Source organism: Pseudomonas sp. B21-056, from assembly GCF_026016325.1.
Taxonomy (GTDB): domain Bacteria; phylum Pseudomonadota; class Gammaproteobacteria; order Pseudomonadales; family Pseudomonadaceae; genus Aquipseudomonas.
On the sequence record NZ_CP087203.1, the window covers coordinates 1,337,027 to 1,362,720 of the forward strand.

General features: G+C 61.8%; 20 protein-coding genes and 2 tRNA genes. 8 read left to right on the forward strand and 14 right to left on the reverse strand.

Going from position 1 to position 25,694, the window contains the following annotated elements; genetic code table 11:
- Nucleotides 1-48: 48 nt before the first annotated feature.
- The 3 genes from LOY67_RS05915 to rimO all read right to left on the reverse strand — a co-directional run bounded on the left by LOY67_RS05915 (nt 49) and on the right by rimO (nt 2,866).
- Nucleotides 49-759, reverse strand: a complete 711-nt coding sequence (locus tag LOY67_RS05915) for an rRNA pseudouridine synthase (protein WP_265066352.1) — start codon at nt 757-759, stop codon at nt 49-51.
- Between the two features lie 75 nt (nt 760-834).
- Nucleotides 835-1,308, reverse strand: a complete 474-nt coding sequence (locus LOY67_RS05920; RefSeq protein WP_265066353.1) for a GNAT family N-acetyltransferase — start codon at nt 1,306-1,308, stop codon at nt 835-837.
- A 217-nt stretch (nt 1,309-1,525) separates the two neighbouring features.
- The gene (rimO, locus tag LOY67_RS05925) at nt 1,526-2,866 is read right to left on the reverse strand and encodes a 30S ribosomal protein S12 methylthiotransferase RimO (RefSeq protein ID WP_265066354.1); all 1,341 of its coding nucleotides are present in this window, start codon (nt 2,864-2,866) and stop codon (nt 1,526-1,528) included.
- 336 nt (nt 2,867-3,202) lie between these two features.
- Between rimO and LOY67_RS05930 the strand changes: the two genes are divergently transcribed.
- From LOY67_RS05930 to LOY67_RS05945, 4 genes are all read left to right on the forward strand, one after another.
- Nucleotides 3,203-5,044 carry a potassium transporter Kup gene (locus tag LOY67_RS05930; RefSeq protein ID WP_413776200.1) on the forward strand — a complete coding sequence of 614 codons (1,842 nt, stop codon included), beginning with the start codon at nt 3,203-3,205 and terminating at the stop codon, nt 5,042-5,044.
- 211 nt (nt 5,045-5,255) lie between these two features.
- Nucleotides 5,256-6,251, forward strand: a complete 996-nt coding sequence (locus LOY67_RS05935; RefSeq protein WP_265066356.1) for an isocyanide synthase family protein — start codon at nt 5,256-5,258, stop codon at nt 6,249-6,251.
- Nucleotides 6,227-6,949, forward strand: coding sequence for an HAD family hydrolase (locus LOY67_RS05940; protein ID WP_265066357.1), 723 nt, complete (start codon nt 6,227-6,229; stop codon nt 6,947-6,949). The genes LOY67_RS05935 and LOY67_RS05940 overlap by 25 nt, the downstream gene beginning before the upstream one ends.
- 27 nt (nt 6,950-6,976) lie before the next feature.
- The gene (locus LOY67_RS05945; protein WP_265066358.1) at nt 6,977-8,737 is read left to right on the forward strand and encodes an isocyanide synthase family protein; all 1,761 of its coding nucleotides are present in this window, start codon (nt 6,977-6,979) and stop codon (nt 8,735-8,737) included.
- A gap of 113 nt (nt 8,738-8,850) precedes the next feature.
- Here the strand turns inward: LOY67_RS05945 and LOY67_RS05950 are convergent, their stop codons facing one another.
- From LOY67_RS05950 to LOY67_RS05965, 4 genes are all read right to left on the reverse strand, one after another.
- Nucleotides 8,851-10,140 carry a virulence factor family protein gene (locus LOY67_RS05950; protein WP_265066359.1) on the reverse strand — a complete coding sequence of 430 codons (1,290 nt, stop codon included), beginning with the start codon at nt 10,138-10,140 and terminating at the stop codon, nt 8,851-8,853.
- Nucleotides 10,140-12,779 carry a bifunctional lysylphosphatidylglycerol flippase/synthetase MprF gene (mprF, locus tag LOY67_RS05955; protein ID WP_265066360.1) on the reverse strand — a complete coding sequence of 880 codons (2,640 nt, stop codon included), beginning with the start codon at nt 12,777-12,779 and terminating at the stop codon, nt 10,140-10,142. The genes LOY67_RS05950 and mprF overlap by 1 nt, the downstream gene beginning before the upstream one ends.
- A 167-nt stretch (nt 12,780-12,946) precedes the next feature.
- Nucleotides 12,947-13,023, reverse strand: a tRNA-Met gene (locus LOY67_RS05960).
- A gap of 207 nt (nt 13,024-13,230) precedes the next feature.
- Nucleotides 13,231-13,307, reverse strand: a tRNA-Met gene (locus LOY67_RS05965).
- Between the two features lie 282 nt (nt 13,308-13,589).
- Between LOY67_RS05965 and dinB the strand changes: the two genes are divergently transcribed.
- Nucleotides 13,590-14,651, forward strand: coding sequence for a DNA polymerase IV (gene dinB / locus LOY67_RS05970; RefSeq protein ID WP_265066361.1), 1,062 nt, complete (start codon nt 13,590-13,592; stop codon nt 14,649-14,651).
- A gap of 174 nt (nt 14,652-14,825) precedes the next feature.
- On the opposite strand, the gene LOY67_RS05975 is transcribed toward dinB, so the two are convergent.
- The 4 genes from LOY67_RS05975 to LOY67_RS05990 form a co-directional block, all read right to left on the reverse strand.
- Complete coding sequence (locus tag LOY67_RS05975; RefSeq protein ID WP_265066362.1) at nt 14,826-15,779, reverse strand: hypothetical protein; 954 nt, start codon at nt 15,777-15,779, stop codon at nt 14,826-14,828.
- Nucleotides 15,780-15,796: 17 nt separating this feature from the next.
- Entirely contained in the window at nt 15,797-17,512 is a 1,716-nt protein-coding gene (locus LOY67_RS05980; protein ID WP_265066363.1) for a proline--tRNA ligase, read from the reverse strand.
- Between the two features lie 129 nt (nt 17,513-17,641).
- On the reverse strand, nt 17,642-19,201 hold the full coding sequence (locus tag LOY67_RS05985) for an AmpG family muropeptide MFS transporter (RefSeq protein WP_265066364.1): 1,560 nt from the start codon (nt 19,199-19,201) through the stop codon (nt 17,642-17,644).
- A gap of 44 nt (nt 19,202-19,245) precedes the next feature.
- The gene (locus tag LOY67_RS05990; protein ID WP_265066365.1) at nt 19,246-19,599 is read right to left on the reverse strand and encodes an MGMT family protein; all 354 of its coding nucleotides are present in this window, start codon (nt 19,597-19,599) and stop codon (nt 19,246-19,248) included.
- Between the two features lie 163 nt (nt 19,600-19,762).
- Here LOY67_RS05990 and LOY67_RS05995 point away from each other — a divergent pair, with 163 nt between their 5' ends.
- The gene (locus tag LOY67_RS05995) at nt 19,763-20,770 is read left to right on the forward strand and encodes a DUF481 domain-containing protein (protein WP_265066366.1); all 1,008 of its coding nucleotides are present in this window, start codon (nt 19,763-19,765) and stop codon (nt 20,768-20,770) included.
- A 207-nt stretch (nt 20,771-20,977) separates the two neighbouring features.
- Here the strand turns inward: LOY67_RS05995 and LOY67_RS06000 are convergent, their stop codons facing one another.
- Entirely contained in the window at nt 20,978-21,187 is a 210-nt protein-coding gene (locus LOY67_RS06000; RefSeq protein ID WP_047701932.1) for a cold-shock protein, read from the reverse strand.
- A gap of 341 nt (nt 21,188-21,528) precedes the next feature.
- On the opposite strand from LOY67_RS06000, the gene dcd reads away from it, so the two are divergent.
- Together dcd and LOY67_RS06010 are read left to right on the forward strand one after the other, a co-directional pair.
- On the forward strand, nt 21,529-22,095 hold the full coding sequence (dcd, locus tag LOY67_RS06005) for a dCTP deaminase (RefSeq protein ID WP_017126297.1): 567 nt from the start codon (nt 21,529-21,531) through the stop codon (nt 22,093-22,095).
- Nucleotides 22,096-22,198: 103 nt separating this feature from the next.
- A complete protein-coding gene (locus LOY67_RS06010) occupies nt 22,199-22,405 on the forward strand; it encodes a hypothetical protein (protein WP_041022879.1) in 207 nt (68 codons plus the stop codon).
- Between the two features lie 25 nt (nt 22,406-22,430).
- Here LOY67_RS06010 and pdeM read toward each other — a convergent pair whose 3' ends face one another.
- Both pdeM and LOY67_RS06020 read right to left on the reverse strand, forming a co-directional pair.
- Nucleotides 22,431-23,087 carry a ligase-associated DNA damage response endonuclease PdeM gene (pdeM, locus tag LOY67_RS06015; RefSeq protein ID WP_265066367.1) on the reverse strand — a complete coding sequence of 219 codons (657 nt, stop codon included), beginning with the start codon at nt 23,085-23,087 and terminating at the stop codon, nt 22,431-22,433.
- Entirely contained in the window at nt 23,087-25,573 is a 2,487-nt protein-coding gene (locus LOY67_RS06020; protein ID WP_265066368.1) for a ligase-associated DNA damage response DEXH box helicase, read from the reverse strand. Before LOY67_RS06020 ends, pdeM begins: the two co-directional genes overlap by 1 nt.
- Nucleotides 25,574-25,694 lie beyond the last annotated feature (121 nt).

Genomic DNA, 25,694 nt, shown 5'->3' on the forward strand with positions numbered 1-25,694 from the left:
CTGATCGATCGGCAATGGGCGCCCCAGCCACGTGCGGCGCCGAAAAAATTAGAATTTCTCTTTGGCGGACAGGTAGCGCCACTGGCCCAGCGGTACCTTGCCGATGGACACACCGCCGATGCGGATACGGCGAATGGCGACCACCTTGAGGCCGACGGCCTGGCAGAGCAGGGCCAGGATGCCCGGCTGCGGGTTTTTCATGGCGAAGCGCAGGCGGTTTTCGTTCTGCCAACTGGCCTTGACCGCCGGCAGTTCCTTGCCCTTGTAGGTCAGGCCATGGTTCAGGCGATTCAGGCCATGGGCGACCATCTCGCCTTCGACTTCCACCACGTATTCCTGCTCGATCCTGGCGGCGTCGGCGGTGAGCTTGCGCAGGATCTTCCAGTCCTGGGTGAACACCAGCAGCCCGCTGGCGTTGGCCTGCAAGTCGGCGCTGGCGGTCAGGCGCAGGAAATGCCCTTTGAGCGGGCGCTTGCCGAAGCGGTGTTCTTCGCTCAGGGTTTCTGGCCCAAGGGTCGCCATCGCAGTGTCCGCATCCATGCCGGCCGGGACGTTCATCAGGATCGTCACCGGCTCCGGCGCGGTGGCCTTGGCTTCGGGGTCAAGCTCGACGCGTTGGGCGCCGACCTTGAATTGCGGCTCGTCGATGACTTCGCCATCCACGGTGACCCAGCCACCTTCGATGAACAGTTCAGCCTCCCGACGGGAGCAGCCGACAAGTTCGATGAGGCGTTTGGAGAGGCGGATCGGGTCAGTCATGACAGGGCCGTAACAAAAAGAGGGTGGACATTGTACCTGCCTGGCGCCGGTTAATCGCGTGTCCATTTGTCTCGTCTAGCCGCGTCGGGCCTTCAGGTCGGGTTGCCGGTAGCGCATATGCAGCAACGGGTAGGGTTGGTTCATGCCGTCCCGGGCCGAACGGCCGACCACTTCAAAGCCTTGCTTGAGATAAAAGCCCAGGGCTTGCGGGTTCTGTTCGTTGACATCCAGTTGATCGGCATTCAATTGCTCCATGGCATAGCGCAGTAATTGCTTGCCCAGGCCCTGGCCGCGGTGTTGCGGGTCGATGAACAGCATCTCGACCTTGCCGGCCGCGACACCGGCGAAACCGGTGATGCGCTGGCGGGTGTCCCGGGTGCAGATCAGCATCACGGCATCCAGGTAACGGGTGAGCACCAGGTTCTTCAGCAACTCGATGTAGCTGTCCGGCAGAAAATCATGGGTAGCCCGTACCGAAGCTTCCCAGACTTGGGTCAGTTCCTGGTAATCGCCGGGTTTGGGTGTATGGATGACCGAATGCTGGCGCATGCCCGCCTGCTCCTTGTGCTGGATGTCCTGGGTTTATCCATACGATAGTCGTAAAAAAGCCCCGCATCTTGTCGCAAGGGCGGGGCTTTCAGAATTCATTGTGGGAGCGAGCCTGCTCCGGGCGGCGATCCGACGATGGCATTGGGTCATTCAGCATTGAAGCTGACTGACCCCCGCTATCGCGAGCAGGCTCGTTCCCACAGGGGGATAGGGCAGATCAACCGATCTGTTCAGCCCACAAGTCATACTCGTCGGCATCGGTCACCTTGCACCAGACCTTGTCGCCCGGCTTGAGGTTACTGCCGTTGTCGATGAAGACGTTGCCATCGATTTCCGGAGCGTCGAAGAAGCAGCGGCCGACAGCGCCTTGCTCGTCCACTTCATCCACCAGCACTTCGATTTCACGGCCGATGCGCATTTGCAGGCGTGCCGAGCTGATGGCCTGCTGGTGCGCCATGAAGCGCTCCCAACGGTCCTGCTTGACGTCGTCTGGCACCACGTCCAGGTCCAGGTCATTGGCCGGTGCGCCTTCTACCGGCGAATACTGGAAGCAGCCGACGCGGTCGAGCTGGGCTTCGGTCAGCCAGTCCAGCAGGTACTGGAAATCTTCTTCGGTTTCGCCGGGGAAACCGACGATGAAGGTCGAGCGGATGATCAGGTCCGGGCAGATTTCGCGCCAGTTCTTGATGCGTGCCAGGGTCTTGTCTTCGAAGGCCGGGCGTTTCATCGCCTTGAGGACTTTCGGGCTGGCGTGCTGGAACGGGATGTCCAGGTACGGCAGGATCTTGCCGGCGGCCATCAGCGGGATCAGCTCGTCGACGTGCGGATACGGGTAGACGTAATGCAGGCGGACCCAGACGCCGAGGGTGCCGAGGGCTTCGCACAGTTCGGTCATGCGGGTCTTCACCGGCGCGCCGTTCCAGAAGCCGGTGCGGTATTTCACGTCGACGCCGTAGGCGCTGGTGTCCTGGGAGATCACCAGCAGTTCCTTGACGCCGGCCTTGACCAGGCGCTGGGCTTCGTCGAGCACATCGCCCACCGGGCGGCTCACCAGCTTGCCGCGCATCGACGGGATGATGCAGAAGCTGCAGCTGTGGTTGCAGCCTTCGGAAATCTTCAGGTACGCATAGTGGCGTGGCGTCAGCTTGATGCCTTGTGGCGGCACCAGGTCGATCAGCGGGTTGTGGTCCTGCTTGGGCGGCACCACGTCGTGCACGGCGTTGACCACCTGCTCGTACTGCTGCGGACCGGTCACGGCCAGCACGCTTGGGTGCACGTCGCGGATGTTGCCTTCTTCCACGCCCATGCAGCCGGTGACGATGACCTTGCCGTTTTCCTTGATGGCTTCACCGATGACTTCCAGGGATTCGGCCTTGGCCGAGTCGATGAAACCACAGGTATTGACCACTACCACGTCGGCGTCCTGGTAGGTGGACACGACGTCATAACCTTCCATGCGCAGTTGGGTCAGGATGCGCTCGGAGTCGACCAGAGCCTTCGGGCAACCCAGGGATACGAAGCCGACCTTGGGATTGGCTGGCGTAGTAGTGGTGGACATGTCTAACCTCGGTGTAGGGGGATCGTCTCTTGCCGAGACAGGGCGCCTGACGCGCCTCTGATCAAAAAGTGCGCAATTCTAGCGACGGGCGAGGCACTTGACCAGCTTTATACAGGGAAAAACGACGAGTGCTGCGCTATGCTTCGCGCCTTTGCGCTTTACCGGTTATTACAGTCAACAAAACACCTGTAACGGCATGTAAAACAGCGCATGCTGCGTGACGGGGCATAAGGCTTCGTTGAACAAGAAGACAGATCTGGGAATCAGGAGTGCTGGATGGGTCATGCAAGTAGTCAGGCGGCAGGTGCCGAACATTCGGCAACGAAGTCGCTGAGCATGCTGGTCGCGGCGGTCGGGGTGGTTTATGGCGACATCGGCACGAGCCCGTTGTACACCCTTAAAGAAGTGTTTTCCGGCGGCTATGGCGTACCGGTCAACCACGATGGCGTGTTGGGGATTCTGTCGCTGATCTTCTGGTCGCTGATCTGGGTCGTGTCGATAAAATACATGATGTTCGTCCTGCGGGCCGACAACCAGGGCGAAGGCGGGATCATGGCGCTGACGGCCCTGGCGCGACGTGCGGCGGGGGAGCGCAGGCGATTGCGTACCTTGCTGGTGATCTGCGGCTTGATCGGTGCGGCACTGTTCTATGGCGACAGTATGATCACCCCGGCGATTTCCGTGCTGTCGGCAATCGAAGGCCTGGAGCTGGCGTTCGAGGGGATTGACCACTGGGTGGTGCCGCTGTCGCTGGTGGTGCTGGTGGCGCTGTTTCTGATCCAGCGCCACGGTACTGCGCGGATCGGCATCCTGTTCGGCCCGATCATGGTCACCTGGTTCCTGGTGCTCGGTGCCCTCGGTGTCTATGGCATCAGCCAGCACCCGGAAGTTTTGCAGGCGGTGAACCCTGTCTGGGCGGTACGTTTCTTCGCCGTTCATCCGGGCATGGGCGTGGCGATCCTCGGTGCGGTGGTGCTGGCGCTGACCGGCGCCGAAGCGCTGTACGCCGACATGGGGCATTTTGGCCGTAAACCGATCGCCCGCGCCTGGTTCATCCTGGTGCTGCCGGGGCTGATGCTCAATTATTTCGGCCAGGGAGCGTTGCTGCTGGGCGATCCGGAAGCGGCGCGCAACCCGTTCTATCTGTTGGCGCCGAGCTGGGCGTTGATCCCGCTGGTGGGCCTGTCGACCCTGGCGACGGTGATCGCTTCGCAAGCGGTGATTTCCGGCGCGTTTTCCCTGACGCGCCAGGCGATCCAGTTGGGCTATATCCCGCGCATGTACATCCAGCACACTTCCAGCGCCGAACAGGGCCAGATCTACATCGGCGCGGTGAACTGGTCGCTGATGGTCGGCGTGGTGTTGCTGGTGCTGGGGTTCGAATCCTCCGGTGCGCTGGCTTCGGCCTACGGGGTGGCGGTGACCGGCACCATGCTGATGACCACCATCCTGGTGTCGGCCGTGATGCTGCTGTTGTGGAAATGGCCGCCGGTGCTGGCGGTGCCGGTGTTGCTCGGTTTCCTCTTGGTGGACGGCCTGTATTTCGCCGCCAACGTGCCGAAGATCATCCAGGGCGGCGCATTCCCGGTCATCGCCGGTATCGCCCTGTTCGTGTTGATGACCACCTGGAAACGCGGCAAGCAGTTGCTGGTGGAGCGTCTCGACGAAGGTGCCTTGCCGCTGCCGATCTTTATCAGCAGCATCCGTGTGCAGCCGCCTCATCGCGTGCAGGGCACCGCTGTGTTCCTGACCGCGCGCTCCGACGCCGTGCCTCACGCGTTGTTGCACAACCTGTTGCATAACCAGGTGCTGCATGAGCAAGTGGTGCTGTTGACGGTGGTGTACGAAGACATCCCGCGGGTGCCGCCGCAGCGGCGCTTCGAAGTCGATTCCTATGGCGAAGGCTTCTTCCGGGTCATCCTGCATTTCGGCTTCACCGACGAGCCGGACGTGCCCCAGGCGCTCAAGCTCTGTCATCTGGATGACCTGGACTTCAGCCCGATGCGCACGACTTACTTCTTAAGTCGCGAGACCGTCATTGCTTCCAAGCTCGAGGGCATGGCCCGTTGGCGCGAGTTGTTGTTCGCCTTCCTGCTGAAAAATGCCAACGGCAACCTGCGCTTCTTCAACCTGCCGGTGAACCGGGTGATTGAGTTGGGGACGCAGGTCGAGATGTAGCCGGTAAACCGAAAGCCCCCGTGGCCTTTGTGGCGGCGGGGGCTTTTTTGTGGGTGCGTTTGCCCCGGAACTCCATGACAACGCCGGCACACAAGGTATCGGAGGATTTGACAGATTCTCACTACCTGCAAGACTGCTCGTCGCCCGCAGTGGGGTATTTGCCGGCGGCCAAGGATTTGGCCGTTACTCACCATCAAGCAAGGGATTGTCTATGCAGGGTCCAGATACCGTTACCCAACAGGTGGGTGGTCAACCGGTGCGCGCGCATCAGAGCGCCTCACACCTGACCGTTGCCCAACAGATTCTCGAATGCCTGTTTCGCCGTCGCAGCCTCGCACCGGGGCAGGACGACGAACTTTCGGCGCAAGTGCTGGAACCCCATCTGGCCAAGGTCATGCAGGCGGTGGAGTGCGGGCGCCAGATTGAAATGGTTTTGCCGGCCTTTCCCGGAAAATCCCCCAGCCGCAAGAAAACCCTGAGCCACCTGCCTGATCTGGCTGAGCACCATGCCATCGACGAGTTGTATCGTCTGTGTGCTGAAGTCCAGGCGATCTACGCGCCGGGCGCGCTGATCCATATCTGCTCCGACGGTCATGTGTTCTCCGACCTGGTGCGCGTTTCCGATTCGGACGTCAAGGCTTACACCGACGCCATCCAGGACTACGCCGAACGCCATTATCCCGGCACGTTCGTCCATTTCGATCTCAGGGATGCCTATCCCCAGCTCGATTGCCTGGACGCCATGCGCGAGGAAATGATGATCGAACATGGTCAGTCCCTGATCCTGCTGCAACAGCGTTTCAAGGATGACCCGCACATGATGTTGATGTATTGCGGTATCCATCGCTTCCTTTCTGAAGATTACTCGGGCCTCAAGGTGTTCGCCGGCATGAGCCTCAATGCGGTGAAGAAGGTCGCCAAGCCGGCCTCCCAGCGGGTGATCCAGCGCAGTGAGGCCTGGGGTGCCCTGTTGCAGGCGCGTTATCCGCATTGCCTGCGCCTGTCGATTCACCCGCAACTGGCGGTATCGACGAAAATCGGTATCCGCCTGGTGCCGACCAGCGACCTGTGGCGTACCCCTTGGCATTCGGTGGCGATCAAGCGACGGGGAGTGGTGACCCTCGAAAAGCGCAGCAATGTCGATGAGCGTTTTCACCGGCTGGTGTTTCGCAAGGGGCGTCCTTGTCACTACGCCAGTGCCCAATGATGGCGCCTCGGTTGCGGGTCGATGCGGTGCTCTTCGATCTGGATGGCACGCTGGTGGACACCTTGCCGGACATCACCTGGTGCCTGAACCGGGTGCTGCTCGAAGAGGGTTGCCCGGTGCTGACGGCAGACACCGTGCGGGGCTATATCGGTGGCGGCACCAGGGCGATGATAGGGCAGGTGGCTGCGCAGTTCGGCATTGCCGGGGCGGCTGCGTTGCACCAACGCTATATGACGTTGTACCAACACCATCTGGTGCAGTTTTCCAGGCCTTTCAACGGCGTATGGGAACTGCTCGAAGGCTGCCGCCAGTTAGAGCTGCCGCTGGCGATCGTGACCAACAAGGCCGAGGACATGGCCCTGGAGATCGCCGGTTCATTGTTTGCGCAAAATACCTTCGCAACGGTTCTGGGGCAGTGCACGGGCCGTTCGCTCAAGCCCCAGCCGGATGTCGCGTGGGAGGCCGCCCGGCAGTTGTCGGTCGACCCACGTCGGTGTCTGTTCGTCGGTGACACGGAGATCGACCTGCAAACCGCCCGAGCCGCCGGCATGCCTTCGGCGATGGCTGCGTGGGGCTATGGCCGGACGTGTACCTGGCAGGCCCAGTCCCCGAACTTCTATTGTCAGCACCCGCTCGGCTTGCTGCGAGCACTGCAACAGGTCTGCGCCGAGCAGGACGATACCGTCAAATCCTGTTGATATACCCACTCTCAAGGAAACTGTTCCATGGAACATAGAGACACCTGGATCGCGGCTGTCAGCGATGTGCTGGCCGCTTATCTGTTCAAGGGCACGGATGATCGTTTCGAAACACAAGGCAGGGAGCACCTGGCGCGTAGCCTGGGGCGCTATTTCGACCACGGGCTGCCGGTGCGACTGGTCCTGCCGGGCTTTCCCTGCAAGTCACCCAATGCCAGCGACCAGACGTTCGGTGTGCTGCCGGACTACGGCGAAGTCATGGCCATCGAGCGCCTCGACCAGCTCGGCCAGGCTGTCGCCGCGTTGCATGCACCGGGCTGCGTGGTGTCGATCCTGAGCGACGGAACCACCTTCAATGACATCGTCGGGGTGGCCGACGACGTGCGTGCGGCCTACAACCGGGCGTTGCGTGAGCTGTGTACCACTCACGCGATCCAGTGGGTGAGCATGGAAGATCTGTTTCCCCAGGCACAAAGTGCCGAGGCGGTTCGCGCCAGTCTGGTCAAGCAGGCCCGTCTACCCTGGAAAAACCTGGAGGAGCTGATCGAGCAGAGCCGCCACGACGAAGCCCTCGGCCAGACCCATGACAATCTCTGCAGTCATTTGTACAACGACCTGCGCCTGTGCCGCGAGGACGGCCAGAGTGACGATGAATACCTGCAACAGATCAACCTCAAGGCCTACCAGATGATGTTGCGCGGGCAGGCCTTGAATGCGGCGGTGGATCGTTTCTTCGGTGACGACATCCGCCTGTCGGTCCATCAGTACAGCAATGCCGGGCCAAAATTCACCGTCGGATTGGCCGAAGGGCTGACTCATACGGACAGCCCATGGCATGCCGTGCCAGTGTGCAACCTCGATGGCAGCCAGTGCCTGCGCGCGCGGGCGCAGGTGGACCTCGACCGGCATGTGCTGGTCACCTGGCAAGGACGGCCGTGGCTTTATCACCAGACCGAAGGCCCCGAGGCGCAAGGCTTCGAGTACGAACTGCAGAAGCTCCCGCTGTTTGGCCTGGTGGTGCGCGATCCATCGGGGCTGGGTTTCGAGCGATTGTCCACGGGCCTGCTGGAGGCGTTGGTGGAAACCTTCGGCTTTGTTTGCCTCAAGGGTTGTCATTTTGAGGACCAGGACAGTTTCGCCCGCAGTTGCGAACGTTTCGGCACATTGTACAAATGGGCCTTCGGCGCGGTGCATGTGGTCAAGCCGGCGGACAAACCGCAAGGCGTGGTGCACTCGCTGGAGAAAACCCCGTTGCACTGGGACCTGAACATGTTGCCCGACAGCGACCCCCAGGTTCAGCGCAACCCGAAATTCTGTGCCAGCAAGTTCATGCTGTATTGCAAGACGGCGCCGTTGCCGGGCGAAGGTCAGACCACCGTTGTCGACAGCCGGAACGTGCTGCGCAAGGTCGGGCAGCAAGTCGCCCGACAATGGCAGGGCGTGAACATCACCTACTACACCAAGATGACCTATTTTGGTGGTTCGCCGCGCATGTACAGCCTGGTGGATCGTCATCCCCGCAGCGGCGAACTCATCCTGCGTTACCAGGAGGGTACCGACTCGACATTGCAGACCCTCAGCCAGGCCGTGCAGGATCATGACGAACAGGCGCAAAAGGCGCTGCTGGATCAGGTCAACGAGCTGGTCTATGACCCGGAGTGCCTGATTGCCCATCCATGGAGCGAAGGCGATCTGGTGCTGATCGACAACTATCGAACGCTGCACGGTCGGTTGCCGATGTCGGCGGGATCTGGCTTGCGGGAGCTGTGGCGGGTGCAGGTCTACTAAGGCCAGCCCCGTCTGTGGGAGCGAGCCTGCTCGCGAAGACGGCGGCACCGTCACAACAAAAAGCCCCTGCATGCCGGAAGGCAGCAGGGGCTTCTTGTTAAGCCAGCATCCGATTACTGATCGGCAGGCTTGGCCTGGCGCTTGTTGATCTCATCGATCAGGCGTTTGGCCAGGGCCGGGTAGTTTTCGTCGAAGTGGTGGCCGCCCGGCAACTTGATAACTTCGCCTACGGCGGTCTTGTCGGTGCAGCCACTTTCGTCGGCTTCTTCACCACCGTAGATGCATACCACTTTCTCGGCCGGCAGCTTGGCCATTTCCGGCCCGGTGGCGGCTTCGGTACCGGCGTTGCCGAGCCAGCCTTCGACTTCGATCTCGAAGCTGCCGGTGCGGGCGAAGGCCAGCAGGATGATTGCGTCGACCCGTTGCTGTTCGGTGGCCGGCAGGCGGTTGTAGATCGCCGGCAACACGTCGGCGCCGAAAGAGTAGCCGGTCAAAATGAAGTGCTTGGTGCCCCAGACCTGGCGGTAGTGCTGCATCAGCTCGGCGAGGTCCAGCGCGCTCTGTTCCGGACTCTTGTGCTGCCAGTAGTAGCGCAGCGTGTCGATGCCGACCACCGGGTAACCGATCTTGGCCATCTCATCGGCGACGTCGCGGTCCAGGTCACGCCAGCCGCCGTCGCCGGAGAGGAACAGGGTCACGGTGTCCCGGGCCTGGCTCGCAGGCACCTCGACCACCGGAATGGCCAGGCCACCCTTGGCCTTGTCGGTGCCGACGAGGATCTTGCGCAGTTCGTTGTTCAGCACTTGCGGCAGGTTGATGTCGTAGTCGCTGATGCTGGTTTCGGCATTCTTCTGGTCCCGCACGAACGCGGCGCTGGTGTCGTCGGGGTTGTCGTTCCAGGCGACCAGCCAGTGACCGTGGGTCGCGGTTTTGGGCAGCAGGTGCGTGCAGCCGGGTTTTTCCAGGGCCAGGTCCACCGAAATGGCCTTGGCCTTGTCGTCCTTCTGCTCGGCCAGCCAACGCCAGGCGAGCACGGCGCCCGGGCCGATGCCGCTGACCAGCGTCGCCGGTCCTTGAAGTTCTCTCAGGCCCGCCTGCAAGGCGCGACCCTGCAGCATGCAGTCCTTGGGCAGGATCACCTGGACGATCTGCGCCGAGCCGCTGCGGCTGAGGGTCGTCAATTGCGTGTCGCTGAGCTTCTGGTCTTCATTGACCGCCACCAGTACCTGGGCGCGAGGTTTGGTGCCGGGGATGACACGGGTCATCGGCGCGCCGTCGGCAGGCGTCAGTTGTTCAAGGGTGGGTTGCGGGGCCGGGCGGTTCCAATACCAATAGCCGCCACCGAGAATCACCGCCAGCACCAGCAGGGCGGCCACTACGTATCGCCAGGAGCGTTGCATCATCAGCGTTTCACCAGTCCAGTCAGGCCGCCTGCAATCAAGGCGGCAGTATCGGCCAGCGCCACCAGCGGATCGAGTCCGGCGGGCACGGCCATGTAACGAGGTTCCCAGTCAGGCTGGAATTTGTCTTTGAAACGGCGCAGCCCCTGGAAGTTGTAGAGCTGCTCGCCACGGCGGAACACCATCGAACCCAGGCGCTGGGTCAATGGCGCACCGCGACGCGGTTGCAGGCCCGACAGCGGGACCATGCCAAGGCTGAAGCGGGCGTAGTCATGGTTCTTATAATGCTGGATCAGGCCGACCATCATGAACTCCATGGTCAGCTTCGGCGCCTCGGGGTGGGCACGCATCAGGTCGAGGCTGGCAAGCTCATGGCTGTGGGTTTCCAGCAGGTTGGCGAATGCCACGGGACGGCCCTCGAAGCGAATCACGGCGATGCGGAAATGCTTGAGGTAGTCATCGCTGAAGCGGCCCAGGGAGAAGCCTTTCTCGCGTACGTTCTTGCCGGTCAGCCAGGCATCGGAGATCATCTTGAGCTCATCCATCGGCGCATGCCCCGGCTCATGGATCTCCAGCGACAGGCCGTCCCGGGTGCCGCGGTTCCAGGTGTAGCGCAGGTCCTTCATCTCCTTGCCCTTGGCCTCGAGGTCGAAACGCTTGAGGTCGACCCGGGCTTCTTCACCCAGCTTGATCGCTGTCAGGCCGATGTCCATGTAGTACGGCAGGTTCTCGGCGCGCACCTGGTAGAACACCGGGCGGGCGTGGTGGATGTCGCACAGGTCGCGAAACTGCCAGATCATCTCGGCCCGTTGCTGGGCGGGGCCGATCGGGTCATACAGGGCCACCAGGCTGCGACCACGACGGGCGTACATCAGGAACGCCTCGTCGTTGGGGTGGAACAGCAGCGCCTTGTCACCGGTCAGGGCCAGTCCGCCGTCGGGCTGTGAAGACGCCATGAGGACCGTCCTTGCTCGCTCCAGTTCTTCTGTCGTGGGCAGATGGATCACCGGTCGCGCGGTGCGCAGCAGCCAGGTCAGGGACACCACCACCAGCAGCACGGCGGCCCCCAGCAACGAGCGCAGGCCACGGGGAGCGTCGGCATCGAGGGTGAACTGCCACCACAGTTGATGGCTGTAGGGCACGTCCTGGTAGGCAAACAGCAGCAGCCAGATCGACGCGCCGAGCACGCAGAGGCTGGCGATCAGGAACAGTGGGGAAAAAGGCAGTTCGGTCAGGCGACTCGGGCGATAGAAGGAGCGCCGGAATACCGCCAACAGGGCGGCCGTCGAGGTCAGCAGCGTGGCTTCCTCCCAGTCGAAGCCCTTGAGCAGGGAGAGCAGGGCGCCCACCAGCAGCAATACGGTGGTCAGCATCCAGGCCGCTGACAGGCGACGGCGCAGGCCCTGGGCGAGTAACAGGCATAACACGCCCACCAGGCTGGCGCCGAAGTGCGAAGCGTCCACCAGCCGATGGGGGATCAGGAAACCGATGTGCTCCAGGCGTGTATCGATCTCCGGAGTCACGCCGGAAAACAGCAGCACCACGCCGGAGAGGAACACCAGCACCGCCAGGATCGGCGCCGCGAAGCCGGATGCCGCCCGCAGAGTCTGGCGCGTCTGGAACAGCCGTTGGGCTTCATTGATCAACAACAGCACGCAGGCCACCAGCATCGGCAACAACACGTAGATCAAGCGATACAGCAGCAGGGCGGCGGCCAGCGGCGCGGCGCCCAGTTTGTCGGCAAATGCCGCCAGCAGGATCGCTTCGAATACACCGACACCACCGGGAACATGGCTGAGCACGCCCGCAGCCAGCGCCAGCAGGTAGACCAGCAGGAACGCGCCGAACGGCGGCGCCTCGGGCAGTAACAGATACAGCACCGTGGCGGCGGCCGCGACATCCAGCGCTGTGATGATCAGTTGCAGGAAGGTCAGGCGTCGGCTCGGCAGGCGCAGGGTGCGACGTCCGGCCTTGACCAGGAGCGCATCCCGATGAGGTTGCTCCGGCAGGCGGCGACGATAGATGCCGATGGCCAACACGCCCATGAGCAGAAGCACCGCCAGGGAGACACCTGCCAGCAAGGTGGCGGGTAGATGCAGTGCGGCGGAAGCGGCGGGCAGGTTGCTGAGGGTGGCCAGGGCGGCCAGTGGCGGCAGCGCACAGCCCAGGGACAGGCTGGCGAACAACGTCATGTGGGCGACGTCCGAAGCCCCGAGGCCATGGCGAGCATACAGGCGATAGCGAACCGAACCGCCCGACAGCAGCGACAGCCCAATGGCATTGCCGATGGCAAACGCGGTAAATCCACCCAGCACCAGGGTCTGTGGCGGCAGTGTCACGCCGGCATAGCGGCTTGCCGACCATTCGTAGCCCAGCAGAATGATGAAGCCTGCGACCGTGGCGGCGACCGCACCGAGCAGGGCCGGCCGGGGCACATCGAGAATCGAGTCGTGCAGCGCGTAAAGATCGAGTTCGCTCAGAAGATGGCGACAGGCAATCAGCGCAATTGCAAACAGCAGCAGCGTGACAGCGAGGCCGATCGGCTGGCGGTACTGGCTGATCCGGTCCAGCCAGCGCAGTCGTTCGGCCTTGATCGGTTGTGTCGCGGTAACAGTGTCCTGCGGGTCAGAATTTGCGCGCATCAATCACCTCTTGAGCTATGCGCGACAGGATGGGGGTATCCAGCCAAGTTACCAATCCCTACGGCAGAAAATAATTACAAAACTTTTGTAATGAGGCCGATTTTAGACAAGCCAAAAAATAACGGGCACAAAAAAGGCCACTCTTTCGAGTAGCCTTTCCTGATGTTTGGTTGCGGGAGCCGGATTTGAACCGACGACCTTCGGGTTATGAGCCCGACGAGCTACCAGGCTGCTCCATCCCGCGTCTGTGAGGCGGCATTCTACAGGCGAACGCTTGAGTGTCAACTGTTAAAAGGGCGCGGCTGCAAATTAACGGCCAAAGCAGCCTTTTCCTTCCTAAATACCAGAAATCAAAAGGGAAATTGTCCTACAACTGCGGGCTCGTGGGGCTGGCATGGGAAAGACGCGCGCACAAAAAAGGCCACTCTTTCGAGTGGCCTTTTTTGATGTTTGGTTGCGGGAGCCGGATTTGAACCGACGACCTTCGGGTTATGAGCCCGACGAGCTACCAGGCTGCTCCATCCCGCGTCTGTGAGGCGGCATTCTACAGAGGATCGGCTGGCTGTCAACCCTTGCCGTGGAAAAAACTGTTCCGCTTCAAGCGCTTAGCCTCTCCAAAAAGGATGGTGACCACGCTGTGACGCAGGCGGGGCAAGGGCTGCGGCTCTATTGGGCGGTTCGGTACGATTGAAGAAATACATTTTACGTAGTCCTTTTCCAGGCTAAGCGTCGGATCTTTCAAACTACTGGTGCTATATACAGTTGCTGGTGCGATACTGGCGGTCCGATTCGTCCCGTATCCCGCTTTTTATGACGCAACGCAAAATCATCCACGTCGACTGCGATTGCTTCTATGCCGCCATCGAGATGCGCGATGACCCGCGGCTGGCCGGCAAGCCCATGGCGGTCGGCGGTTCGGCGGATCGACGGGGTGTGATTGCGACCTGCAACTATGAGGCGCGGGCTTACGGTGTACGCTCAGCCATGTCCTCCGGGCACGCCTTGAAACTCTGCCCGGACCTGCTCATCGTCAAGCCCAGGATGGATGCCTATCGCGAGGCATCGAAGGAAATCCAGGGCATCTTCCGTGACTACACGGACCTGATCGAGCCGCTGTCCCTGGATGAGGCCTACCTGGATGTTTCCGACAGTGCCCATTTCGGTGGCAGCGCCACCCGCATCGCCCAGGATATTCGCCGGCGCGTATCCAATCAGTTGCATATCACGGTGTCCGCCGGTGTCGCTCCGAACAAGTTCCTGGCCAAGATAGCCAGTGATTGGAAAAAGCCCAACGGCCTGTTCGTCATCACCCCGGACCAGGTCGAGGACTTTGTCTCGGCCCTGCCGGTCAGCAAGCTTCATGGCGTCGGCAAGGTGACGGCCGACAAGCTGAACAGGCTTGGGATTGTCGATTGCCTGCAATTACGTCAGTGGGACAAGCTGGCGCTGGTGCGCGAATTCGGCAGTTTCGGTGAGCGACTCTGGAGCCTGGCCCGTGGCATCGACGAGCGTCTGGTGCACAACGACAGTCGACGTCAGTCCATCAGCGTGGAAAACACCTATGACGTCGACCTGCCCGATCTGGCGAGCTGCCTCGATAAGCTGCCGGAACTGATGGAAACCCTGAGTGGGCGCATGGCGCGAATCGACAACAGCTATCGGCCTGGCAAGCCCTTCGTCAAAGTGAAATTCCATGACTTCACCCAGACCACTCTGGAACAGGCCGGGGCAGGGCGGGACCTGGGCAGTTACCAGTCGCTGTTGACCCAGGCGTTCAATCGCGGCGCGAAGCCGGTGCGGTTGCTGGGGATCGGGGTACGGCTGGAGGACTTGCGCGGTGGGTTTGAGCAGTTGGAGTTGTTTGAGCGGTGATGTTCTGGGGGGATGCTCACAGAGCCTTTGCTTTTTTGTGGCGAGGGGATTTATCCCCGCTGGGCTGCGCAGCAGCCCCAAGCCAGCCAATTCAATCTGTCAGACATACCGAGTCGCCCGGTTTTAGGGCTGCTGCGCACCCCAGCGGGGATAAATCCCCTCGCCACAAGGGTGTCAGTGAGCGCCCGGATCCGCCACCAACCGTCCGCCACTCTTGGTCAATGCCTTCATGAATTCGGCCTGCAATTCAGGATCGTTGCGGGTCAGTTCGATCAGGCTCTGTTCCAGTTCGCTGGCTTCTTCTTCCAGGCCCAGTTCCGACAGGCGCTTGACCCGATGAACCCACTGGCTCACTTCGTCGTCTTCCAGGTCGTCGTAGATCAAGGCGTGGGCTTCCACCAGCCTGCTGCGCAGGGTGCTGCTGATGCTCAGGGATGAGTCGGTGTGCACCTCGTCCTGGGCGTCGGTTACGCTGATCTGCAATTTGCCGAATTGGCTCAGGTCCTGCTCGGCGAACGGGCTTTCCAGCAGGTTGAGGCGCAGCACGCCATTGCGGTCGGTGCTCAGCTCGAACGTCTGGCGGGCAGCCTTGACCTGCACCGGTCGCTCGCTCCAGGGCAGGCTCGAGTGTTCGGTGCGCTTGTCACGCTGGACTTCGTCGATGCCGGCCAGGTTTTGCTGAGCGCGACCGTGGGAGGGTACGTTCATGAACGGGTTCAGCCCGGCGACACCGTAGCTGAGCCAGTCATGGGTCACCGTCTCCGGCAGGTTGCCGAGGGTAAACACATTGACCACGTTCGCGCCGATGCCGGCCACCACCGCCACTGCGCCCAACGGGATCTCGTAGATTTCCCGCCAGGGTTGGTACGGTGTGTAGCGGTCATAGCGACGAGTGACTTCGAACTCGGTGACTTCGAAGGTCTTCTGCTCATGGATCCGTACCCGGCGTTGCGGCAGATCGAGCACCTTGGGTTCGCCCACATCGATCTGCAGGCTATGGTCGAGCAATTTACGCTCGACCCGCTCTTCGTGCTCGCTGCGTTGCGACATCTGGTTGGCACAGCCGCTGACCAGCAGGGCGCCGCAGAGCGCGGCGCCACCGAGGCCTAAGGTGTTTCGCTTGAACATGACGTCTCTATCTGGTGTCAGCGGCGGATACGGGCCTGGAGGAAGGAGAGCACGTCGGCGACCGGCAGCGCTTGCGGCTCGGCCTCGGTGCGGCTCTTGTATTCCAGGTTGCCTTCGGCCAGGCCACGGTCACTGACGACGATCCGGTGCGGGATGCCGATCAGTTCCATGTCCGCGAACTTGATGCCGGGGCTGGTTTTCTTGTCGCGATCATCCAGCAGCACTTCAAAGCCGGCAGCCTTCAGTTCGGCGTAGAGCTTGTCGGTGGCTTCGCGAACCAGGTCGGTCTCGTAGCGCAGTGGCACCAGGGCGATCTGGAACGGCGCCAGGGTGTCGCTCCAGATGATTCCTTTCTCGTCGTTGTTCTGCTCGATGGCAGCCGCCACCACGCGGGACACGCCAATGCCGTAGCAACCCATTTCCAGGGTGACCGGCTTGCCGTTCTCGCCCAGCACTTCGCACTTCATCGCCTTGCTGTACTTGTTGCCCAGCTGGAAGATGTGCCCGACTTCGATGCCGCGCTTGATTTCCAGCACGCCCTTGCCGTCCGGGCTCGGGTCGCCGGCCACGACGTTGCGCAGGTCGGCGATGGCGGGAACCGGCAGGTCGCGCTCCCAGTTCACACCGAAATAGTGCTTGTCATCGATGTTGGCGCCGATGGCGAAGTCGCTCATCAATGCTACCGAGCGGTCGATGATGATCGGCAGTGGCAGGTTCAGCGGGCCAAGGGAACCGGCACCGGCGCCGATGGCGTCGCGCAGTTCGGCGTCGGTGGCCATGACCAACGGGCTGGCAACGCCTGGCTGGTTGGCGGCCTTGATTTCGTTCAGCTCATGATCGCCGCGGACGATCAGCGCAATCAGCTTGCCTTCTTCTTCGGCGCGGACGATCAGGGTCTTGATCGTGCGTTCGATCGGCAGGTTGTAGCCTTCCACGAGCTGGGCAATGGTCTTGGCGTTCGGGGTGTCCACCAGGCGCAGTTCTTCCGATGGCGCAGGACGGGAGGTTTCCCGTGGCACGGCTTCGGCTTTCTCTATATTGGCGGCGTAGTCGGAGCCGCTGCTGAAGACGATGTCGTCTTCGCCGGACTCGGCCAGTACGTGGAACTCGTGGGAGCCGGCACCGCCGATGGAGCCGTTGTCGGCTTCAACCGGGCGGAACTTCAGGCCCAGGCGAGTGAACACGTTGCAGTACGCCTGGTGCATGCGGTCGTAGGTGACCTGCAGCGAGGCCAGGTCGGCGTGGAAGGAGTAGGCGTCCTTCATGATGAATTCGCGACCGCGCATCAGGCCGAAGCGTGGGCGGATCTCGTCACGGAACTTGGTCTGGATCTGGTACAGGTTGATCGGCAACTGCTTGTAGCTGCTCAACTCGTTGCGCATCAGATCGGTGATCACTTCTTCGTGGGTCGGGCCTGCACAGAAGTCACGACCGTGACGGTCCTTGAGGCGCAGCAGCTCCGGACCGTATTCTTCCCAGCGTCCCGATTCCTGCCACAGCTCAGCCGGTTGGGTGCCCGGCATCAGCACTTCCAGGGCGCCGGCGGCGTCCATCTCTTCGCGCACGATGGCTTCCACCTTGCGCATGACCCGCAGGCCCATCGGCAGCCAGGTATACAGGCCCGAGGCGAGCTTGCGGATCATGCCGGCACGCAGCATCAGCTGATGGCTGATCACGACGGCGTCGGAAGGCGTTTCTTTCTGTGTGGCGAGCAAAAATTGACTGGTGCGCATGGTTGGCCGTTGTCGGTTGCTGATGACGAGAAGTGACGGAGCATTGTACGGGCGAGATGCCCTGGCGTACAGGCGCGTGGCCGGTCGCCAGGTGCGAATGCCGGTTTCCCCGGCGCTTTCTGAAGTTTCCTACGACTCTTCCGCTGGCCGGGTGGGTGTCGGTTCCATGGCAGTGGGTGAGCCCTGGCGACGGTTCTCCTGGAACCAGTGCAGGGCGATCAACAGCAGGGTCGGGACGCCGAGCAGGGCGGTGATCAGGAAGAAGTTGTGGTAGCCGAACTTTTCCACCATCACCCCGGAGTACCCACCGATCAAGCGTGGCAGCAACAGCATGATCGAGCTGAGCAGGGCGTATTGGGTGGCGGAGAACTTCAGGTTGGTCAGGCTCGACAGGTACGCCACGAACGCCGAGGTGGCGAGGCCGGAGCTGAAGTTGTCCAGGGAGATGGTGAGCACCAGCATCTTCAGGTTCGGGCCCATGTCGGCCAGCATCAGGAACAGGATGTTGGTGGCCGCCGAGGCCACGCCGCCGATGAACAGGATCGGCAGGATGCCGAAACGCACGATCAACAAGCCGCCCATGCCGGCGCCGACGAGGGTCATGATCAGGCCGAAAATCTTGCTGACACTGGCGATCTGGTCCTTGGTGAAGCCCTGGTCGATGTAGAACACGTTGGCCATGACGCCCATGACCGTGTCGGACATCCGGTACGTGGCGATCAGCCCGAGCAGCAACAGGGCCTGCCAGCGATAGCGCAGGATGAAATCGTTGATCGGCGTGAGCACGGGTGCCAGGCCGCGACGTCCCATGGCCGACAGGCACATGGCCGTCAGGAGGATATAGAGAATGGCCCGCAGGAAGGCACGGTCCTCGAGCAGCAGGTCGAGCAGGCTGACGCCTTCGAACAGCACGCTGGCGAAGTCGGTGTAATAGAGCTGGGTGAACATCGCGGGGACGGATACCAGCAGCACGATCAGCACGAACACTGATGCCAGTTGATGAACGAACGTGTAGCGCCCGGCCTGCAATTGCGTGCGCAATGGCACCGGTGGTTCGCGCATGAACAGCGAGGTCAGCAATGCCGGGACCATCAACACGCCGAACAGCAGATAAGTACCGGCCCAGGCCGAATGCTTGTAGCTGAAGCCGGTGGAGCCGAAACCCTCGGCGAAGAACAATGCGCCGGCGGTCGCCAGCAGCGCGGCGACCCGGTAGCCGGACATGTAGCTGGCGGCAAGGGCAGCCTGGCGGGTGTCATCGACGATTTCCAGGCGATAGGCATCGACCGCGATGTCCTGGGTGGCCGAAGCGAACGCCACGAGCACGGCAATGGCGATCAACCATGAGAGGTGTTTTTGCGGATCGCAGAAGCCCATGCCGACCAGGCCCAGGATCACCAGGCCCTGGGAAAGCACCAGCCACGACCGGCGACGTCCGAGTTTACCCAGCAGCGGCAGGCGCCATTGGTCGAGCAGCGGTGACCAGACCCATTTAAAGGCATACGCCAGGCCGATCAGGCTCGCATAACCGATGGTTTCACGGGCCACGCCGGCCTCGCGCAACCAGACCGAAAGCGTGGAAAACACCAGCATGTAGGGCAAGCCGGCGGCGAAGCCAAGCAGCAACAGCACGAGCGTCGAAGGACTGGCATAGGCGGCGAGGGCGGCGCGCCAGGTTTTACGGGGCATGGGCTGGAGTCTGCCTCAAAAATTGCGAAAACAAAGCGCGCACTCTAACCGCTGTGCTCTACCGGGCGCCAGCCATGGCGCCGAATATCAACACGATTATTCAGGACACTGATCCCTTCCATGCGCAGGCGTGCGCGTTGTTCATCCCCGGAGACACTGCCCGCCGGCAGGCTGATCCGACCACCGGCGCCCAATACCCGATGCCAGGGCAGGCTGGTGTCGTTGGGCAATTGGCTGAGGGTCCGGCCCACCCAGCGCGCCGCCCGACCCAGGCCAGCCATCTCGGCGAGCTGGCCATAGGTGACGACCTTGCCGGCCGGCACTTGCGCGAGGGTCAGGTAAAGCGTGGTGCGGCGTACCTGCGCGGCGTCTTCGGGGCCCACTGGGATGTCGGTCACGGGGAGGGTTCCTGAAAAAAGTACATGTCCGTTCGTAGATTAATGCTGGCACGGTTGATTGAGAAATGAACTCATCCCCCATCCTCGGGTCAGTCCTTGCTGAGGTGTCGTCCTGGGGGATAATGCCGCCTTTTCACCGCAAACCTGAGCTCTTTATACGCTTATGTTGTCCAGAACCCTGCTTTGCCTGGCTGTTGCCAGCGCCTCCACACCCTTGCTGGCCGATACCGTCTGGTTGAAGAACGGCGACAAACTCAGCGGCAAGATTACCGTTTTCGATGGCGGCAAGTTGCTGATCCAGACCGATTATGCCGGCGCCGTTCCCATCGATTGGAAACAGGTCAAGACCCTTGAAAGTGACCAGCAGTTGCTGGTCAAGCAGGATGCCTACACCGGCGAGAAGGCCAAGGCCCTGCACGCCGCCGAGGACGGCAAGGTGACCTTGGCCAACGGTGACGCGCCCAAGACCGTCGAGTTGGCCAGTATCCAGCAGATCCTCAAGCCCAAGCCGGTGGTCGAGGACCTGGTGTGGAAGGGCAATGTCGATGCCGCAATGGACTACCAGCGGGCGGAAAAGGATGTCGATGACTATGACATCGATTTCAAGACCTCGGCGCGCCACGGCCGATGGCGGCACACCGCCGAGGGCGAGTACAACCGTGAGTTCCAGGATGATGTGGTCTCGACCGATAACTGGAAACTGGAGTACTCCCTCGACCGATTCCTGACGGATAAATGGTTCTGGCAAGGCCGCCTGAACTACAAGCGTGACAAGGTTGAAGACCTGGCCCGTCAACGGGTGGTCGGCACCGGTCCGGGTTACCAGTTCTGGGACGACGAATTGGGCGCGTTCTCGCTGGGTTCGTTGTTGAACCGCACCGATTACGAGTATCAGGACGGCGGCAAGGACAACTTCTATTCCGTTGCCATGAAGTGGGACTACAACCGCTACCTCGTGGGCAAGCGTGTCGAGTTCTTCACCAATGGTGAAGTGGGCAAGCCGCTCTCCGGCGTTGCGGAGTATTCCTACGACGCCGAGATGGGGCTGCGCTACAAGGTCACCGACTGGGCCTCGCTCAACCTCAAGGCCGAGAAAGACGTCATTGAGGGCACGGAAGATAGTGACTTGAGCAAGACGCGTTATACGGCCGGGTTCGGCGTGACCTGGTAAGCCCCGGGCAGGAATAGCCCTTGTGGGAAATAGCCCATGTGGGAGCGAGCCTGCTCGCGATAGCGGTAGACCAGCAACAATACTGTTGACTGGCACACCGCTATCGCGAGCAGGCTCGCTCCCACAGGTTTTTTGGTGCCGGCAAAACCGGCAGGCACAAAAAAGCCCCGCTTTTGAGGGCGGGGCTCTTTACCGAAGCAGGAACAGTTAGATAACTGTTACTTCTTCAGCTTGCATGCCTTTCTGACCGCGGGTAGCGATGAAAGAAACCTGTTGGCCTTCTTTCAGGCTTTTGAAGCCGTCGGATTGGATAGCTTTGAAGTGAACGAACAGATCGTCACCGGATTGTGGAGTGATGAAGCCGAAGCCTTTTTCATCGTTGAACCACTTAACGGTACCGGTTTGGCGATTAGACATGGTGTAACTCCTTGGACAAAGATAACTGCGACTCAGGAAGAACCCTGGCCGAGACTGAGTGCAAAGAGCAGGAAAAATTCTTGTAGATGGTTGGATCGAAATTCAACATATCGTGTAGAGATTCTCAGTGACACAAGCAACACAGTGGCGCCACCTTAACCCTTTTTCCGAAACGTGCCAATGGTCTTTGCGAAGGTTTCTCGATTTTGGTGACTGACGGCGTCCAGGCTCGGGAAAACCCGGTGGATCGGCGAGAATTGCGTCCCACGCTTTGAACCCTGCCGCTCGCCCCGGTAAGATGCCGGACAGTTTTCTCCACCTCGCTATTCAGGACACCCGCCATGAGCATCAAATCGGACAAGTGGATTCGCCGCATGGCGCAAGAGCACGGCATGATCGAGCCCTTCGTAGAGCGCCAGATGCGTGGCGAAGGCGCCGACCGACTGATTTCCTTCGGTGTCTCCAGCTACGGCTACGACGTGCGCTGCGCCGACGAATTCAAGGTGTTCACCAACATCAACTCGGCCACCGTCGACCCGAAGAATTTCGACGAGAAGAGTTTCGTCGACATCAAGAGCGATGTTTGCATCATCCCGCCAAACTCCTTCGCCCTGGCCCGTACCGTCGAGTACTTCCGCATCCCGCGCAACGTGCTGACCATCTGCCTGGGCAAGAGCACTTATGCCCGTTGCGGCATCATCGTCAACGTCACGCCGCTGGAACCGGAGTGGGAAGGCCACGTGACCCTGGAATTCTCCAACACCACGACCCTGCCGGCGAAGATCTATGCCAACGAAGGCGTGGCGCAGATGTTGTTTCTCGAATCCGATGAAGAGTGCGAAGTGTCCTACAAGGACCGGGGCGGCAAGTACCAGGGCCAGCGTGGTGTGACACTTCCACGCACCTGATTCTGACGAACAGCGGGAATTCCTGAGCGGGCAGACACTCTATTGCGTGTACTGCCCGTTTTTTTTGCGTCAGCGCAGCGGGCCTTCGTTCAGGAGTTGCTCTATGAAGATCGATCCGCGAATCAGTGCCGAACTGGCAAGGCTTGAGCCCAATCAGATCGGCGTCATGGCCTGGTCCCTGCTGGCCCACCCTGCCGAAGCGGCAGGCGGTATTCCTGGCCAGCCTGATCCCGACACCCCCAATGAACAACCCACCGAGCCGGGCGAACCGACCCTGCCGGACGAGCCGCCTCCTGCGCCCGTAGCCTGATCAGACTATGGCCCGTTAGCGATGCTTAGCTGACGGGCCATATTTCGTTATCGCCAATGACAAAAATCCTGCACTCATTGTCCTGCTCGACCCGATAGCCGCCTGTGAACGCGCCGAAGGCCGGCAGCAGGCTGACCTCGGTGCCCAGGCGGAAGCACGCCAAGCGCAGGCGCTGCCGGCCCTTGCCGCTCAGGTGATACACCGGGTGCACGTGACCGGCCAGCACATGACGGCTCGGGTGCGGGTCGGGTTCGTGTTGCACGGCGAAGGGGCCCAGCAGCAGAGGTTCCGGGACGACGCGAATATTCAGCGAAGCCGGTGGGTCGCCGGCGCGTTTGTCATGGTTGCCACGAATCAGCGTCATGGCCAGGAGCGAATGCCTGGCACGCCAGTCGGAAAGGGCCTTCAAGGTGCCGGGCGCGTGAGAGCCGGGGCCGTGGAGAAAATCCCCGAGAAAGATCAACTGTCGACACGGCAGGCTCGCCAGTAATCCATCCAATACCTCGATGTTGCTGGCGGTGGTGCCGTGGGGTACCGGTTGGCCGAGGCTGCGATAGGCGGCGGCCTTGCCGAAATGCACGTCCGCCACCATCAGGGTCTCCTGGGCGGGCCAGTAGAGGGCTTTTTCCGGTAGCAACCAGAGTTCTTCGCCGGCCAGGCTGACAGGATAAGGCGCGGGCATCAGGCGTCACCCCTATCGGCGCTTTTCTCCAGCTCACTGACCATCCGCCGGATGCGATCGGCAAGCTTCTCCGAGCTCATGCTTTCCCTGAACCGCTCCACCAGCAACGGGAAACCCAGCGGGGTAGGACGCTTGATGACATGCAGGTCCAGCGTCAAGGTGTTGAGGCGTTCCAAAGTCTGCTCCAGGCGACGTATATCCAGTTCTTCGCGCAAGACTTCTTCCCCGGCCTGGGCCAGCAGGAGGTTATCGGCGTCGTATTGCTTGAACACTTGAAAGAACAACCCGCTGGAGGCCTGGACCTGCCGGGTGCTTTTCGGCGCGCCGGGGTAGCCGGCGAAGACCAGGCCGGCGATCCGGGCGATTTCGCGAAAGCGCCGAAGGGCCAGCTCACCGGCGTTCAGGCTGGCGAGCACGTCGGCCAGTAGATTGTCGGTGCTCAAGAGCGCGGGCTTCAGGTAGTGCGACCAATCCAGCGCCGTGGCACTGAGCAGCTCCAGGCCGTAGTCGTTGACCGCAATGGAAAAGGTCACCGGTTCTTGCTGGCTGACGCGCCACGCCAGCAGGCTCGCCAGCCCCAGATGCACCTGGCGTCCGGCAAACGGGTACAGGAACAGGTGCCAGCCTTCCCGGGACTTCAGGGCTTCGGCCAGCAATGAGGTTTGCGTGGGCAGACCGGACCAGCGCTGCTGGGTCAGCAACAAGGGCTGTACGGCTTGCATCTCCGGGCCCTCGAAGCGCCCCTTGGCGGCCTCGCTCAGGCGGGCCACGACAGCAGCGACCAGTTCGTTGGAAAGCGGCATCCGCCCGCCGTTCCAGCGCGGCACGGCGGCTTTTTTCGCCTGGCTGCGGCGCACGTAGGCGGTCATGTCTTCGACCCGCACCAGCTCCAGCAAGCGTCCGGCGAACAGGAAACCGTCCCCCGGCCGCAGGCGGGCAATGAAGCTTTCTTCCACGCTGCCCAGGGTTTTGCCGCCACCACCCTTGCTCCAGAATTTCAGTTGCAGGCTGGCATCGCTGACGATGGTGCCGATGCTCATGCGGTGACGCCGGGCCAGGCGTGCGTCAGGGACTCGCCAGATGCCATGCTCGTCCGGCTCGACCCGACGGTAATCGGGGTAGGCGGTCAGCGACAGGCCGCCGTGGCGCACGAAGGCCAGGGCCCAGGCCCATTGCGCTTCGTTCAGGTCACGGTAGGCCCAGGCGCCGCGCACTTCCCGGAACAACTCATCGGGCACAAAGCCGCCGCCCAAGGCCATGCTGACCAGATGTTGCACCAGCACATCCAAAGGCTTGTGGGGGGATTCGCGCGGTTCGATACGCCGCTGGGCCACGGCATCCTGGGCGGCGGCGGCCTCGATCAGTTCCAGGCTGTGGGTCGGCACCAGGGTGATCCGCGAGGTTCGCCCCGGCGCGTGACCGGAGCGCCCGGCACGTTGCATCAGGCGCGCCACGCCCTTGGCCGAACCGATCTGCAACACCCGCTCGACCGGCAGGAAATCCACGCCCAGGTCCAGGCTGGACGTGCACACCACCGCTTTGAGTTGACCGTCCTTGAGCGCCCGCTCCACCCAGTCGCGGGTATCGCGGGACAGCGAGCTATGATGCAGTGCGATCAATCCAGCCCAGTCCGGACGCGCTTCGAGGAGCGCCTGATACCAGATTTCCGATTGCGCCCGGGTGTTGGTAAAGACCAGGCAACTGCTGCTGGCGTCGATTTGCGCGATGACCTGGGGCAGCATTTTCAGGCCGATGTGCCCGGCCCACGGAAAACGCTCGAGGGCCGGAGGCAGCAGCGTATCGACCTGGAGCGCTTTGTCGTTGGTCCCTTGCACGCTGATGCCGTTGCCTTGGGGGATCAGCACCTGCTCGGCGTGAGCCTGGTTACCCAAGGTGGCGGACACGCCCCAGACGATGAGCCCGGGATGCCAGTGCCGCAGGCGCGCCAACGCCAGTTGTAGCTGTACGCCGCGCTTGTTGCCCAGCAGTTCATGCCATTCGTCCACCACCACCATGCGCAGCGTTGCCGTCGCCGTCTGTGCGTCGGCGCGGGCGAGCATCAGGGTCAGACTTTCCGGCGTGGTGATCAGCGCCGTGGGCAGGCGCCGCCCCTGGCGGGCTCGTTCGCTGGCGCTGGTATCGCCGGTGCGCAGGCCGACGCTCCAGGGAATCTGCAGTTCCGTCAGCGGCGCTTCGAGAGCTTTGCCGGTGTCGGCGGCCAGTGCACGCATCGGCGTGATCCACAGGACGGTCAGCGGTTCGGCCACAGGTTTGCGTTTGCGCGGTTTATCCGGGGGCGGGGCGGTGCGGGCGAAACGGTTGAGGGCGGCAAACCACACTGCGTAGGTTTTACCCGCACCGGTGTTGGCGTGCAGCAGCCCGGACTCCCCTCGCTTGACCGCGGCCCATACCTGTTTCTGAAAGGCGAACGGCTTCCAGCCGCGGGCGCGGAACCACTGGTTTGCGAAGTTGTTGGATGTCGCCATGCCTGCCGCGTGCGCCCTGGAAGTCCTCTTTCAGTGACCACGGCGGCAGGGGAAAGGTTTAATGACTTACCACGTACTGTGCAGGAGCTGCCGTAGGCTGCGATCTTTCGCTTGGGACGCA